We start from the raw sequence: 15,299 nt of genomic DNA on the forward strand, positions 1-15,299 counted from the left end.
TGCTGATCATTGCCGTCATGATCCGGCGCAAAGACACCACGATCATCTGTGTCGCAGGTATTATGACTATTGGACTTCTGGCAACGGAGACATTAAGTGGGTCAGTCGCTGGCGTCTTCAGCAGTTTTATCTATGCCACCAAAGAATTGCTTAGTACCATCTTCATCATCTCGATTATTGTGGCGATGAGCCGTGTTCTGATTAGAACCGGTATTAATGAAGTGATGGTGACACCTGTTACCCGGTTTATCCGTTCTCCTCAGGTCGCATATTGGGGAATTGGATTGATCATGATGGTTGTATCGTTGTTCTTTTGGCCTTCTCCAGCTGTAGCTCTGGTTGGTGCTGTACTGCTTCCGGTAGCCGTGCGTGTAGGTCTTCCACCGATTGGAGCTGCCATTGCCATGAACCTGTTTGGACATGGAATTGCACTGTCGGGGGATTACATTATTCAGGCGGCTCCCAAGCTTACAGCCGATGCCGCAGGTCTACCCGTTACTTCCGTTATGACCGCCAGCATACCGCTGGTCATTGTCATGGGAACGGTATCTACACTTACAGCCTTCTGGATGTTACGCAAAGAGATGAAATTTGGCTCTGCCGTCCCTTTTCCAAATGCGGCGGCAGCAGATGCTACGGGAATGGAACCTCCATCCTTATCAGGGCCTATATCCGATCCCCTACCTGGCGATCTGCCTGTGGAACATTCAGCCATGTCGCCACGTCTGCAAAAGGTATTCGCTTTGCTTATCCCGCTGTTATTCGCAGTTGATGTCATTCTGATGTTTGTATTGAAATTGCAAGGTAGTGACGCAACAGCTCTGATTGGCGGGACCGCTGTGGTCATTTTGATTGCCGTTGCCCTCGCTGCCCATCGTTATACCGGATCGGAGGAAACAACCAGCTATTTAATTGAAGGATTTCAGTTCGGATTCAAGGTGTTCGGCCCAGTTATTCCAATAGCCGCGTTCTTTTATCTGGGGGATGCTGCAATTACGGAGTTGTTCCACAATCCTCTTCCTGAAGGTTCACACGGAATTGTGAATGATCTTGGGGTTGCTCTTGCTGGACTGGTACCCTGAATGATACGGTGGGAGCGATTACGATGACGGTGACCGGAGCGGTCACAGGGATGGATGGTTCAGGGTTCTCGGGGATTTCACTGGTTGGCTCGATTGCGACCATGTTCGCAGGCTCGGCAGATTCCGCTCCTGTGCTGACCGCACTGGGTCAGGTCGCAGCCATATGGGTAGGTGGTGGAACCTTGATTCCATGGGCGTTGATTCCTGCTGCTGCAATCTGCGGAGTCAGTCCTTTCGAACTTGCAAGGCGCAATCTGAAGCCTGTATTGCTGGGACTACTGGTAACGACAATTGTAGCCATTTTTCTGATCTGATCAAAGATTATTTACACTGACACTGCGATGACATAGGGATCTCCCTGTAATCCAAGTACAGAAGCGAAAGCAGGCTCCGTCTTCCACCCGGCCCGTTTCAGTCTGCGGATCTCACGGTGTCCCGCGTCTCCCCATAGTTGTAACAATCTCCACTCCACGAGCATATGTAGGTATGCATTCTGCCTGTAAACTGGCACCGATTGGGCAAAAATCTCCACAGGCCAATGTCCCACTTGCAAATTAAAAGTCACATAAGGACGTTGGTCTGGAAGATCCCCTTCCCCACGAATACATCCAAACTCACCAACGACACCGATCTGATCATGCATCTCAGCTTCAAAGGGATCCAGATCCTTTACATAACACAGCAGATCCAGATCACTGCCCGGAACATCAATATCAATCGGTACTGTTCCTGCCGGATATGGGTGGTAGTCAGCAAGTATATCGAGCAGTCCACTGCTCTGTAATACGCGGTATGCATCCTGCTGTCGTTCATTGCCCTTAGCCAGGTGTGCCATAACATCTGCGGTAGTACACATCTCCCCGTGTTAGGCCACAAGTCAGTTCGAGCTTCCTGTAATGACCTGTTTCACACGTCCAACTTGTCCGCTCGTTAATCTCACTTTGATTCCGTGTGGATGTGTAGGGGATTTGGTTAATAGGTCCTTCACAATGCCACGAGTCAGCTTGCCTGTAGATTGATCCTGCTTCAGCACGATGTCTACTTCAAGACCTGGCTTAATATTTACTCTTTGTTGTCCATTCATAGTGTTCACTCTCCTTAATCACATGTTTCATATGATATAACTCTTCCATACAAAGCTTCATCTATTGTAGACGTTTTGTTTTCAAAACGAAAGGTTTGGAACATTGACCTTATCACTCTCGTTCTTTAAGGTATATACAGACCCACGTTAAGAAGCCGCAGGTCTCTTCATACCGAGGCCTGCGGCTTTGGATTGACTTGCGATGTTCAGGGCTGCGCATGTTTCAACAAAGACGAGGGTGAAGTCCCATGCTTCGTAGCTTCGCGTGCCTTTACAGCAAGTAGCTCAGACACCGTTACGAATCGATATCCCTGCTGTTGCAACTTGGGCAGGATCGTTTTCAGTGCTGCTACCGTATGGGACCTGCCCTCCACTTTGTCATGAAACAGTACAATATCCCCATTACGAGCGTTCTTCAGCACTTTGTTGATGATGGCCGACACTCCTGGCGAAGCCCAGTCCCGTGTATCCTGATGCCAGGACCAGAGTATAATGGTATACCCTTTTTGTTTGGCAGCCTGAATGACCATGTCATTATAGTAGCCCCCGGTGGCCTGAATAACAGGGGACGCTCCGCGCCTGCTTCAACAATGGATCGCTCCGCTGCATTCATATCCTTCATGTACTTGTCCGCACCTGTAGATCGGACTGCATACGTGTGTGCATACGTATGGTTGGCGATTTCATGCCCTTCAAGCTGTTCCTGCTTAATTAGTTCAGGAAACTTCTCTGCCCATTTACCAAGCACAAAAAAGGTTCCTTTGGCTTGATATTGTCGCAGTAAAGCCAGAATTTGCGGAGTCTGGATCGGATCCGGTCCATCATCAAAGGTCAGGGCGATGAGTTTATCCTGGGTGGGAACCTCCCACACAATCTCCCCTCGTTCCTCATAATACTGACGGTTCTTCTGAACAGGCTTCGCGTATGTGGAACTGCTGCCCAGCAAGATAATCAGCGTGAACAATCCAATGATTCGGGTTGCCTTCAGGTTCATGTTGTGTCCTCACTTTGTCTTCAAACGTAAACTCCCTGTTAGCATTTCCCGATTCACTCAAACTAATTAACGAAAGATCTGATTCATAACTGCGATTTCCTCCCGGATTACGTATTTTTCAATGCGGTTGCTTCCACATCGTTGATGAACCGGCGTAACTTGGCAGCTACATCACGGTTAATTTCACCATTCTCATACAGTTGCTGTACCGTATTGCGTTGTTCCTGAATCGCCACCATCTGCAATTCAAGCTTCTCCTGATTGAATGGATCTTCCGTTTTGCCTTGGTTCCAGGTGCGTAATTTGGCAATGACCCGTTCATACTTGGCGATGACCGACAGGGCTACCACACGATTGCCGTCATTCATATGGGCACGAATGGCCTTGATTGCCGCTTCTGAGGTGCGCAGCTTCACCTGACGGAACAGTTCTGCATTTTCAAGCATGAATGGTTGACTCGGCTTCTGCGACCGATTGGTGAATACGTGCCCCAGCATACGTCCAATCTCACTGATCGAGGACATCATTTGAGTGTTTGTACGATTGGACAGCATACTCTCCTTGCGATCCAGCCAGCTGTCACATTTGAAGGCAGCATCAGATGCAATTGCATTTTCGTCCAGCATCGCTTCGATTTCTTTACGCTCCGCACGGGTCGCAATCAGGTTAATGGCCGTTTCCTGTTTTTGAATATCTTTGCGTTTACCAGCGGTAAGCTGACCTGCGGCCTGCCTAATGTATTTGGACAGGTCGGAGACGACTGCAAGTGCAGCTGCTTTGTTCTCATCGTTCATTTCGGATTTCACCGCTCGAATCGCTGCATTAAGCATAATATCATGTGCCTTTCGTTCGGACTTCTGCGGATTATCTTCTGTAGCCTTTCCGTCATCCTTGGCCAGAACCGGAAGGAATACGCTCGCTGCAATCAGGGAGAAGAGAATAACCCCCGCCGCCAGAAAAATAATCAGATCCCTTTCAGGAAACGGCGAACCATCCTGAAGCACATAGGGAATGGAGAAGGCACCCGCCAGTGTTACTGCACCCCGTACACCTGAGAGGGTAATAATCGTAATTTCCTTGAATCGGGGTGTGCCAATGGAGGATTTGGGTCGTAGCAATTCATTGCCCTGCCAGAACATATAGATCCAGAAAAAACGCAGAACCAGGAGTAATACGGAGATCAGTCCCACATATCCCAACACCTGTAGATTATTAAACGTAACATTTTCAAAGATGGTATTCAGCACATCCGGAACTTGAACGCCCAGTATAACGAATACCAGACCGTTGAGTATGAATAAAATGACAGACCATGTGCTCGCAGATACCACCTGCATCTTCAACTGAACCGACTCCGCACGATCACGCTCGATAGCGTGAATAATGCCGCCTGCCACTACAGCCAAAATGCCCGACACACCAATCTCCTCACTCACCAGATAGATTATGAATGGAGTCAGGATTTGCAGCAGCATATGAATCGTCACATCTTCCATACCCAACCTGCGAATCCACACGCCAAGTCTGATTAACAAAAAAGATAACAGAGCCCCAACGAGAAGTCCGCCAATCGCAATCAGAATAAAACTGAAAGTGGCCTGTGCCAGAGAGAACACACCTGTAACTGTCGCTGCAATCGCAAATTTGAAAGCCACCAGACCGGATGCATCATTCATTAACGCTTCACCTTCAAGAAGCCTATGTATGCTTTTGGGTAGATGTACACGGCCTGCCATGGCGCCAACAGCCACAGCATCTGTCGGTGACAGGATGGCTGCAAGAGCAAAAGCAGCAGGTAACGGAATCGTAGGAATCAGCCAATGAATGGCATATCCCGCCACAACGACCGTCACGAAGACAAGCCCTAGCGCCAGCAGCAGGATCGGTGCACGCAGATTCCATAATTCATTCCTTGGCGTTCTTTTACCATCGTTGTATAACAAAGGTGCGATGAACAGCACGAAAAATAATTCCGGATTCAAAGGCAGGTGAACACCTGCGGGAAGCAGAGCTATGGCTACACCAAGCACAATTTGAATGAGCGGAACGGGAATAAAAGGTACAAACCGGTTTAAAATATTGGATAAACCGATCAGCACCAGTAGTACAAGTACGGCAATAAATATTTCCATGATGACAATCCCTTTCCGCTTATAGAAGTGGTGAACCCATGTTGTTTAGGCTTATTTTAACATATCCCTGGCTTTAATATAAAAATATTGTCATATTCATATACCCATTCAACCCGCCTCAGACCAGTCCGAATGAAAGAATTCGGATAGATTCTGTATATAAGATGTTACAATATGCTCAGGACAATACCCGTTTGGAAAGGAATTTGCATCTATGGCATTTGGAATTAAACGACAGGAGCTTGCTGCGTGGAAGGAACAAGTGGCTCGTGGCGAGATTGCATACCTTACTCATTTCTGGATTGACAATCGTTACCCGGGCATCACCAGTGTCACGAAAGTGGGCTGTGCAGATCAGGAGCGTCTGGAACGATGGTGTACGGATCACGGGCTGGATCCGCGATACATTCATCGGCGGCAGCCATTTCCCCATTTTGATCTGATGGGCAGCATTCAAAAAGAGATTTTGATCCAGGAAGGCATGACCGATCATGTAGCGCGCTTTCATCTGTAAACAAACTGAAAACGCCAGTCTTCAAGGTTCATCCCCTCTTATGGGGTACGAACTCATGAGGACTGACGTCATCAAGTACGATATGAACTACCGATGGTGCATCTGCTCAAACGATTTCATGTTCTCCAACAGTTTCAGCTCGATTTTCTTCAACATGCCGAACATCTGCTGTTGTTCCTCCTCCGAAAGCGCCTGCAACAATTCCCACGTCATTCGGCCACGATTCGCATTTAATGTTTTGGCAAGTTGCTCCCCCTCATCTGTTAAGGAGAGCCATACAATTCTGCGGTCTTCATCACTGCGCTCACGCTGGATCAGACCTTCACTTTCCAGTTGATTCAGTACAATCGTCGTAGCTCCTGAAGACAAACTGAGTTGTCTGGCCACATCGACTGCCATGCAACGTTTTTCACGTAAAATTTTGCCCAATATATGACTTTTTGTCGGATTCAGTTTGCAGTTGGTTTCGTTCTTATGCTGGTAATCCAATACTTTATTTTTATATCTGAAGAAGGCCTCCAACAATTGATCTACATTTGCCAATTGAGAGTTTCGCTCCGTATCCGGGCTCATAAATGTTCCTCCTGCCTTTCATCATAACCTGCCTTATATTGTAACATATTTACACTATTTTGTTTGTGAAAAATGCGCTTGTGTTGGATACCCTATACTTCTTTAAAGCTATATAAGTTGAACTAATCATCTACACGATAACGGAGAGGACAGAAAAAACCTGAAAAAGCGTAGCGTTCGCCTTTATCATCGGATTTTCCCTTGCGAAAAGGAAATCAAAAAATTTGGGGATAACAGCGATTGGAAGGTTATTCTGTCATCGTAGTGTCCGTGTAAACAATCTTTAGTTCAACTTATATAGTCATCTATTTTTTGAATACACCTATTGCTTTATGGCAATGGGTTTGTTTATAATAACCTATAACTTTAAAGTTACTTTTAGTTACTTAATGATTTTAATAAATCTGTTGTTATAAAGTAAACAACGCGTCATCCATTAAATTGCAAGGGACTTATGCACATGAATCAGAATAGTCAATCTCCGCTAAAAGCGGATGTTTGCATCGTCGGCGCAGGTCCTGGCGGTGCTCTGCTCTCTTACCTATTGAATCAAAAGGGGATATCCACGATTCTCATTGAACGACAACCACATCTACACAAGTCATTTCGTGGAGAATTGCTGAATGTAGACGGTGAAGCGATTTTGAGAAAACATGGTCTGTATTCAATTATCCAGAAACGTGGAGCACTGCTTCTGGAAGAAATTCAGTACTGGGTGAATGGTCAGATTATTCATACCGTTTCACCAGGCAATGGAGAATCCCATGTTGGGATTCATGTACCCCAAGATCATCTGCTGGAAGCGATTGTATCGCACACTCAGCAGCAGAACCAAGATGAACAAGTATTGTTTAATACCATCATGACCGGCTTGTTACGAGACAAGAACGGCCAGACCGTTGGTATTAACATTCGGCAGAACGGGTTTCCTGCTTCCATTGAAGCCTCGGTTATTGTGGGTGCGGATGGCAGATATTCTGCTGTACGTAAACACGCCGGCTTGACTCCCGAGATTCGCAAACACGGGTATGACCTGTTATGGGCGCGTATTCCTGCACCAACCGGATGGGAGCCGGCTGTTCGGATGGCGAGCATGGATGGACAACAGCTCGCATTGTTCTCCCAATACGGCGGTTATGTACAGGTTGGATGGAATATTCCAGAGGGAGCGTACTCCAAGTTGCGTGAACAACCCATCGCCCCTTTTGTAGATAAACTGATATCCGCCTTTCCTTGCCTCGCCGATTCCGTGGCTGCCAACATTCAAAGCTGGAGTGACTTTGTTCTGTTATCTGTCGAAAGCAGTTATAGCCAATCGTGGACTCAGGACAATATTGTGTTAATCGGTGATGCTGCGCATACCATGACACCGACTGGTGCATTCGGACTTAACTCGGCGCTGGAAGATGCGGATGCGCTCTCTGAACTGCTCGTTCGGATGGCCGCGGAACATTTCGAATCCAATGCACTGCTTCAGGAACTTCAGACGGTTCGTGGCGCCAAGGTCAAGCAGCAGCTTGCACGGCAAGTTGAGATGGAGTCCTCTTTCCAGCAACGCTATGAATCTTTTCTCTGAGATCCGTAGGACTTTGATTACAAATAGGCGTTCTGTCATACGCCAAACAGCCGATCACTCCCTCATGGAGAAGAATTGGCTGTTTGGCTTGTTGGTTATCTTTTGTATGTAATCGTACCATTCTTTATTTTCGTTTGCGCGGAGCAAATGTGTCCTCTCGGGGAGCCACTTCTTGATCCGTATCAGCGTTCTTCTGATTCGACAACATGCTATCTTTTTCATATATCGCTTTCTCGAGATTACTTAGCCTGACATGACGACATTCTCTCATCTGGTCCAAACGCCACAAAGGCGGCATCCCTGATCGGAAATACCACCTCCACTTAACCCATGAAACACCCTTTCGAGCTGCTACAACTCTGAATTCCATTATACTTCCTAAGCCGTTATACAACCGCTCCTCTTCGGATAAGAATCCACATCTGCTGCCTCAGGCTTCTTTGCCATTCATGGCGCTGACCCTAAGTTCCGTCAGTGGCAATAAAGATTGCTCCGGATGACGAAGTCTTACTGTTCGGCTCTCACCGGGGAGCAGATCAAAATAGTTGTCACTGAACCGCACGCGCCCAAGGGGAAGCTCCAGCTTCACCAATCGTGCAATAACACCACTGGCTGTAACCGTTACAGACTGTTCCTCTTCGTTCACATGTACGCTCAATTGAGACTTGGGCAATACCACATCCTTGGGATTACGTAAGAAATACCGATTGATCGGGGCTGCAAATCCTTCGGATACTAACTCAACCATCACTTCATCTGCACGTCTGCCCTGTAATACTTCAACTTCGGTTAATTCTGCAATACAGAGCGAGGATTGAGAAGATGCTTCAACAGCATGTGTGCTCGAATAGATCTTCTCTCCATGCAATTCATAGACATTGAGCCGTAGCTGGCCTTTCAAGACGTCCCGTGTATCGTTCACGACCCACAACGCAAGCGGTTCTCCCGGCTCATGATCCAGTGACAACAGGATAGGATGAAAGAATATTTTCCCGTAATAAAATGAGGCTTTCGGCAGCAGCTCATAGTCAATCATGGACCAGCTCGTTCCTGGCCAGCTATCGTTCAATTGCCACACCAGAGCACCGCTATTGCGATGATTGATACGCCTGAAATGCTCAATGCCATATCGCAAACCTTCAGCTTGTGTGAGCATGGAATAGTTCATATATTCTTCTATATTTTGAGGAATGCCCGTGTAACCCTCCATCAAGAGGATGCCTTTTTGGTGATTGGTATCCTTGTTGCGGTACGCCATCTCCGGACTTCCCCAATAGAACTGTCCAGCAGGCATGTTTTTCTCCAGCGTGTAGCGATTCGCCGAAGCATGCATGCCGAATTCGCTACTGAACAGAGCATCATCCTTTTTATAATTTTTGAACGTCACACCTTCAATACTGTAGTCCAGTAGCGGCGGTTCTCCGTGCTTTCTTGGATACACAGAACCGTGCCATACTTGCCAGTTGTGGCGATCTCCCACACACGGGTCATTAGCATCCTGACCGTTACTGTCCCCGAATGGTGAGGAAGGCCAGTATGGGCGGGACTGATCCAGACGTTCCAACACCTCCGGGATCAGTTCATGATAGATCTGTTCCCCGTAGAATGGACTGGTGATATCCCCACTTGCCGATTTCATGTCATATAGCCAGTCGATCTCATTATTGCCACACCAGAGAGCCAGGGAAGCGCGATTACGCAGGCGAAGCACATTATTCTCCACCTCTTGCCGCACATTTCCCATAAAGTCACGATTGAAATCCGGGAACAAGGCATTGGCGAATGCAAAATCCTGCCACACCAACACGCCCTGTCGATCACATTCATCGTAGAAGACATCCTTCTCATAGATGCCACCTGCCCAGACGCGCAGCATGTTCATATGGCCTTCCACGGACAGTTCGACAAGCTCCCGATACCGGGAATTCGGAATGGCACCGATTAGATGATCGGCTGGAATCCAGTTGGCACCTTTGGCATATATCTGAACTCCGTTGAGGATAAAAGCAAACGCATCTTCACCCCGCTCATTGTGAAGAGCCAGCTCAATTGTGCGTATCCCATACGGTTCACGATACCGATCCACCTCCACACCATCTGCATGCAATACAACCTCCAGCGTATACAGATAAGGCTCACCCAGATCATGAGTCCACCATAACTGTGGTGACATAACGTTCAATGTGGTATCCGCCTTGCCACCTTCTATAGGCAATTCAGTGGAAGCTGCCACCTCGTTTCCGCTGCGATCCAGTAGACGGACTTCACAGGACGTAACCACAGCTTGCCCACGTTTTTTTCTGCTGCGGAAAGACAGAACGGACTTCACATCAGCCGTGACTTGCACGACGGCATGTTCTGTACTGGCTGATTCCGTACGAGCGAATACACTTTCCAGCTTGGCGATTGTTCGTTTTTCCAAACGTACCGTTCCCCAGATACCTACCGTAACCATGCGGGGACCCCAGTCCCAACCAAAGTTCATCGCAGCTTTGCGCAACCACGGTCGTTCCTTCGTATACGATGACCAGTCGAAGGTCTCTTTGTCCCGGTGGTGCAGGTGAAGCGGGTCGAACTTGACAGCAATCGCATTCCAGCCACTACGTACCAATGTCGTTACATCAAATGTATGTGACATGAGCATATTGGCCGTTTTGCCAACTTCATGGCAGTTCACATATACAGTTGCGAACGTATCCAATCCTTCAAACACCAGTTCAAAATGCTCTTCTATCTCCGTATCTTTCATCAGATTGAAGGTCGTGCGATACCACCATTCCTTCTGCTCGATCCAGCGACTCTTGGCATCATTATGTCCGTAATAGGGCGGGTCGATAATACTGCGCTCAACCAGTGCAGCGTGTACATCACCAGGCACTTCAGCCCCAATCCAGAAACGGTCATCCAGCGCAGCAGCTGCCACATCCATGGCCCGCTTCTCCCCGACTTCAAAATGCTGTATTTTCCATGATCCCGACAAATCCTGACTTGAACTATACACCTTCATCATTGCACCCTCGCTCCCCAAGAACCCTGAGTAATGCCACATCGAAAACGTTTGCAGAAAAAAGCATGACTTTCTTCTTCATTTGCTCACTTCTAACTTCCCGAAGGCTTGAACGATAACGCCTCCTCGCGATATTCACTCGGGGTCTTACCTGTATGTTTTTTGAACAGCCTGCTAAAATACTTCACGTCTTCATAGCCGCTGATGGCAGCGACTTCACTAACCTTCGCTGGAGACACCGCGAGCATATCCATTGCTCTTCGTATACGCATATCGGTAACAAAATCACCGAAGGTCACGCCCATTTCTTTTTTAAACAGCTCACTGAGATGTCCCGGATGCAAATGAATCTGACCTGCTACCTGTTGTAAGCTGATATCCTGTGCCAATGAAGACTCCATATATCCAATAGCCTTCTGTACATGTGCAGCCTGTCCCTGACCCATTCGGCTATGATAGGTATGCATTAGACCATACAGTTGGTGGAACAGCAGATCCCCGAGTTCCGCAGCATCGGCATCCGGTTCCGGCAACCAGGGTTCGAGCCGTGCGGATTCTTCACGCCCTATGGCTTGCAGCGTACGGGCCAGCCAGCGATGACCTGCGATAACAGCAGAATGCAGACAAGCGCCGAACGATTCTGGCGTGACTTCCGGTTCGGCCTTCAGATCCGCCACAAGTGCTCGCGTCCAAGTGTTTAGTGTGACCGAATCATTATCCAGCAATAATGTGCCAAGTGTAGTCTCCTGCTCGTGTGTAAGCACGGTTTGACCGCCTTGACGATTCATGATGTGCTCGTAATGCCATAGGTTCAGATTCATCAACCCTCGGTAGCGGAATGCAACTGACGCCGTTCGATAACTCTCGTGCAGCTGCACCGTTCCACGAACCGACAGACCAATCGCTGCACGCAGTGTACACTTCAGTAATTGCTCCACCCGGCTTAATGCACGCTCAAGCCTAATCTGAAACTCCTGCTCCGTAGGTGCGCATGGTGTAACACAGATAATCTGCCGCTTCTCCGTATGAGCAATTGCGCCTGGCAGTACATCCTCCAGCATATTCTGCACGGCGAATCGCAGTAACGCATCAGACGAACGGTCCCATCCCTCTGCTCGAAGCACGAAGACCCGTCGAGGAACCTGCTCATCATCCAGACCACCATCTGATGCTCCAGCTGCACCAGACTGCAAAAACGAAGGGCATGAGCCAGAAGTAACGTCGCCATCAATAATCCATCCGGCAAACAGCCGCTCCCGGTTCTCCCGCAGAAGTTGCCCCTCTCTGGATTTCTCTGCCCAGCGTTCCATTATTCGCTGTTTGGCCTGTAACACGGTCTTGATGATCTCTTCTGGCTTGCTTGTTTTGAGCAGATAATCCGTTACGCCTTGGCGAATCGCCTGCTGGGCATATGAAAAGTCATCATATCCGGACAAAATAATGACCTCCAGCTCAGGCAGCAATTGCAAACCTTCTTCTGCCAGTTCCAGCCCCGTTCTACCGGACATTCGTATATCTGTCATTAGAATATGTGGGCGTTCCTCAGCCATGCGTATTAGTGCCTCCTCCGCCGAGGCAGCAGGTTGAAGAAGTTCAATTCCAAGTTCATGCCAAGCGATGACGCTGGCGAGTCCTGTACGAATAATCACTTCATCATCAACAATTAGTAATCTCATGGCGAACCCTCCAAGATTGGAATGGAAAATGAAATCCGGGTGCCGCCACCAACTCTGCTATCCACTTCAAGTTGTGCATCCGGTCCATAGTGGAGCCGTAGTCTCTCGTTCACATTACAGAGACCATAACCTCCTTGGGTTAACTGCCTTCCGGTCTGTTCACCCGTCTGTACAATGCTTACCCTTAACTGCTTCAGTGTGTTCGGCTCCATGCCGATACCGTCATCCAACACCAACATGTTCATTCGCTCATGATCCTCGTCTTTCCGAATCATAATGGTGATCGTGCCCATACCTCCCTTAGGCTGAATGCCGTGAATCATCGCATTCTCGACAAGGGGTTGCAGCAACAGCTTCAGCATCATTCGCTGCTCTAACGTCGGGTCTACAATGTAATGCAACACGAACTGATCTGGAAAACGAATGGACTGCACACGAACATAGTGACGGATATGAGCGATCTCCTGTTCCACCGGGCAGTAATCCTGACCATTATTCAAGCTGATACGCAGAAAATCACTGAGTCCTTCCACCATATCAGCAATTCTTCTCTCTTCTGACATGAGGGCAATCCAGTGAATCGAAGAGAGGGTGTTATACAGGAAGTGCGGGTTAATCTGAGCTTGTAGCACGTGGAGATCCGCTTCTTTTTTGCGGGCTTCACCTCGAATAACCTCTTCCTTCAACACCTGGATATGTGCACCAAGCAGATTGTAACTCTGTCCAAGCCTGCCGATCTCGTCATCACTTTCGGACCGAAACAAAGGAAGTGGACGTTCAGGATCAATTCGGGACAGATGTCTGGTAAGCACACGAAGTGGCCTCGTCACACGCCGCACCGTAAACCAAACCAGTCCAGCACTGATGGCAGCAGATATGGTAACGGCACACCCGGTTAGAATAAGGATATACCCATTCTCGGATTTGTATTGATCATAAGGAACGGTTCCGACTAATGTCCAGCCCGTCAATTCTTCCGGATAATAGAGCAATGTTCGTTTATCTTCCCCACGACCATAAGTGGTCGTTCCGTTGTCTCCCTGCCGAATTAGCGCTGTGACCCCGGGGTCAACATCCTCCAGCTTATGCCCGAGTCGGGATTTGTCCATTGAAGACAGGACCTCTCCCGAACTGCCGATGAGTTCGAGTCTGCCTTGCCCCCTACCCAGTCCCAGAGCGACCCATCCTTTAGATATGGCCTTCTCATCGAGACTGATGGCCAGCCAACCGATGGGTCGATAATCATGGATACTGCGAATCGGCCGCACCAATGTGATCACATTTTGTATACCTGCGTAATTCTGGACCGGATATACCCCCGTCCATTTTTTAACCGCTTCTCCGCTCGGTACAGGTGGATAAGATAAGCTTGAATTATTGGAGTCATACCAGGTGGCTGTAGACAAAGTGGCATCGAATCGTCCCGGGTATATGGCGATGTTCGCGATATATTTCTTGGAAGCAGCCAGATTGGTCATCCTGCCCAGAATATCCACTCGGTCCAGCTCATGGTCCTCATCCTGGCTAAGATACTGCTGGATATCCCGTTCTCCAATCAGGAAAATGGACAGGTTCTCGGCATCCTGCAACATATAACGAAGATTTGCTTCCACCTGTTTCAGCGTATCCATGCCGGACAGCTTTGTTTTTTGCTCTGTGATGCGGGAAGAGATCAGGAAGGCGAACAGACCCAGAGCTAACAACGGCAAGATCATAGAAGCCGTCACGACGACCGATAGCTTCCTTTGTAACGAAGATGTAAGCCAGCGTGCCAAACGTTCCTCCTCCTCTGGATGCGCTTTCGCTTACCCTTTGACTGCTCCGGCTGTCATACCTTTCATGATCTGTTCCTGAAATGCGAGATACAGAATGATGGTCGGAATGACCGACAGTGTCATGGCAGCAAGGGTTAACCCGTAGTCGGTCTGATACCCATCTGCAAAGTTCGCAATTGCCAGCGGTAACGTTTTCAATCCGGTTTTGTTGATGAACACAAGCGCGAATGAGAAGTCATTCCACGCATGCAGGAAACTCAGGATAGTCACCGTTGATAACGCAGGTACGCACATTGGCAGCATGATTCGGGTAAACAGCCCCCATAGTCCTGTTCCATCCATAAAAGCCGCTTCTTCAATATCACGCGGAACACTCGTCAGATAAGCCGTAAGTATGAAAATGGCAGTGGGTAATGCAAAAGCCGTGTACGGCAATATTAATGCCCAGTACGTATTAAGCAAGGACATCTGTTTCATCAGAATGAATAAAGGGACAAGTGTACTATGAATGGGAATGAGCATGCCTACAACGAAAAAGGTCATGATCAATCCTTTCCAGCGAAACTGGAAACGGGCCAAGATGAATGAAGCCAGCGCTGCAATAAACAGCGTCAGAATAAGTGAACCGACCGATACAATCAGTGAATTGGCAAAAGCAGTCCCCAGCCTGGAACTTTCCCATGCGTTGCTGAAATTGGCTACATTCCAGTTCTCCGGCAGTCCGAAGGGCCTGCTATAGAAATCTTCATTGGTTTTGAACGCACTGATTACGAGCCAGTAGAACGGATACAATGTTAAAATACCATACACGGTCAACAGCGTCCAAACAATTCCGCTGCGAAGGCGACGAACCGGATGACCCGACCAACTTCGCGGTGATGGCATG

General features: G+C 48.3%; 12 protein-coding genes and 1 pseudogene. 4 read left to right on the forward strand and 9 right to left on the reverse strand.

The annotated features are described in order from the left end of the window. Positions 1-2: 2 nt before the first annotated feature. Entirely contained in the window at positions 3-1,082 is a 1,080-nt protein-coding gene (locus C0Q44_RS28660; protein ID WP_374955166.1) for a hypothetical protein, read from the forward strand. Between the two features lie 8 nt (positions 1,083-1,090). Further along, positions 1,091-1,396, forward strand: a complete 306-nt coding sequence (locus tag C0Q44_RS31965) for a hypothetical protein (protein ID WP_374955167.1) — start codon at positions 1,091-1,093, stop codon at positions 1,394-1,396. Between the two features lie 11 nt (positions 1,397-1,407). Here C0Q44_RS31965 and C0Q44_RS28665 read toward each other — a convergent pair whose 3' ends face one another. The 4 genes and pseudogenes from C0Q44_RS28665 to C0Q44_RS28680 all read right to left on the reverse strand — a co-directional run bounded on the left by C0Q44_RS28665 (position 1,408) and on the right by C0Q44_RS28680 (position 5,292). Next, complete coding sequence (locus C0Q44_RS28665) at positions 1,408-1,917, reverse strand: DUF4269 domain-containing protein (protein WP_181151217.1); 510 nt, start codon at positions 1,915-1,917, stop codon at positions 1,408-1,410. A gap of 42 nt (positions 1,918-1,959) precedes the next feature. After that, complete coding sequence (locus tag C0Q44_RS28670; protein WP_105410553.1) at positions 1,960-2,166, reverse strand: YwbE family protein; 207 nt, start codon at positions 2,164-2,166, stop codon at positions 1,960-1,962. A 206-nt stretch (positions 2,167-2,372) separates the two neighbouring features. Continuing rightward, a pseudogene (locus C0Q44_RS28675) lies at positions 2,373-3,160 on the reverse strand (polysaccharide deacetylase family protein). Positions 3,161-3,267: 107 nt separating this feature from the next. After that, positions 3,268-5,292, reverse strand: a complete 2,025-nt coding sequence (locus tag C0Q44_RS28680; protein WP_105410554.1) for a Na+/H+ antiporter — start codon at positions 5,290-5,292, stop codon at positions 3,268-3,270. Positions 5,293-5,506: 214 nt separating this feature from the next. Between C0Q44_RS28680 and C0Q44_RS28685 the strand changes: the two genes are divergently transcribed. Next, entirely contained in the window at positions 5,507-5,806 is a 300-nt protein-coding gene (locus C0Q44_RS28685; protein WP_105410555.1) for a hypothetical protein, read from the forward strand. A gap of 87 nt (positions 5,807-5,893) precedes the next feature. On the opposite strand, the gene C0Q44_RS28690 is transcribed toward C0Q44_RS28685, so the two are convergent. Beyond that, positions 5,894-6,379: a MarR family winged helix-turn-helix transcriptional regulator gene (locus tag C0Q44_RS28690; RefSeq protein ID WP_105410556.1), complete on the reverse strand. Its 486-nt coding sequence runs from the start codon at positions 6,377-6,379 to the stop codon at positions 5,894-5,896. A 460-nt stretch (positions 6,380-6,839) separates the two neighbouring features. Here C0Q44_RS28690 and C0Q44_RS28695 point away from each other — a divergent pair, with 460 nt between their 5' ends. Next, a complete protein-coding gene (locus C0Q44_RS28695; RefSeq protein WP_105410557.1) occupies positions 6,840-7,955 on the forward strand; it encodes an FAD-dependent monooxygenase in 1,116 nt (371 codons plus the stop codon). A 430-nt stretch (positions 7,956-8,385) separates the two neighbouring features. Here the strand turns inward: C0Q44_RS28695 and C0Q44_RS28705 are convergent, their stop codons facing one another. The 4 genes from C0Q44_RS28705 to C0Q44_RS28720 all read right to left on the reverse strand — a co-directional run bounded on the left by C0Q44_RS28705 (position 8,386) and on the right by C0Q44_RS28720 (position 15,298). Further along, complete coding sequence (locus C0Q44_RS28705) at positions 8,386-10,962, reverse strand: beta-mannosidase (RefSeq protein ID WP_105410616.1); 2,577 nt, start codon at positions 10,960-10,962, stop codon at positions 8,386-8,388. A gap of 92 nt (positions 10,963-11,054) precedes the next feature. Beyond that, positions 11,055-12,638, reverse strand: coding sequence for a helix-turn-helix domain-containing protein (locus C0Q44_RS28710; RefSeq protein ID WP_105410559.1), 1,584 nt, complete (start codon positions 12,636-12,638; stop codon positions 11,055-11,057). After that, on the reverse strand, positions 12,635-14,413 hold the full coding sequence (locus C0Q44_RS28715) for a cache domain-containing sensor histidine kinase (protein ID WP_105410560.1): 1,779 nt from the start codon (positions 14,411-14,413) through the stop codon (positions 12,635-12,637). Before C0Q44_RS28715 ends, C0Q44_RS28710 begins: the two co-directional genes overlap by 4 nt. Before the next feature lie 30 nt (positions 14,414-14,443). Further along, complete coding sequence (locus C0Q44_RS28720; protein WP_258166616.1) at positions 14,444-15,298, reverse strand: carbohydrate ABC transporter permease; 855 nt, start codon at positions 15,296-15,298, stop codon at positions 14,444-14,446. Position 15,299 lies beyond the last annotated feature (1 nt).

Origin of the sequence: Paenibacillus sp. PCH8 (assembly GCF_002968835.1) — a bacterium.
Lineage (GTDB): Bacteria > Bacillota > Bacilli > Paenibacillales > Paenibacillaceae > Paenibacillus.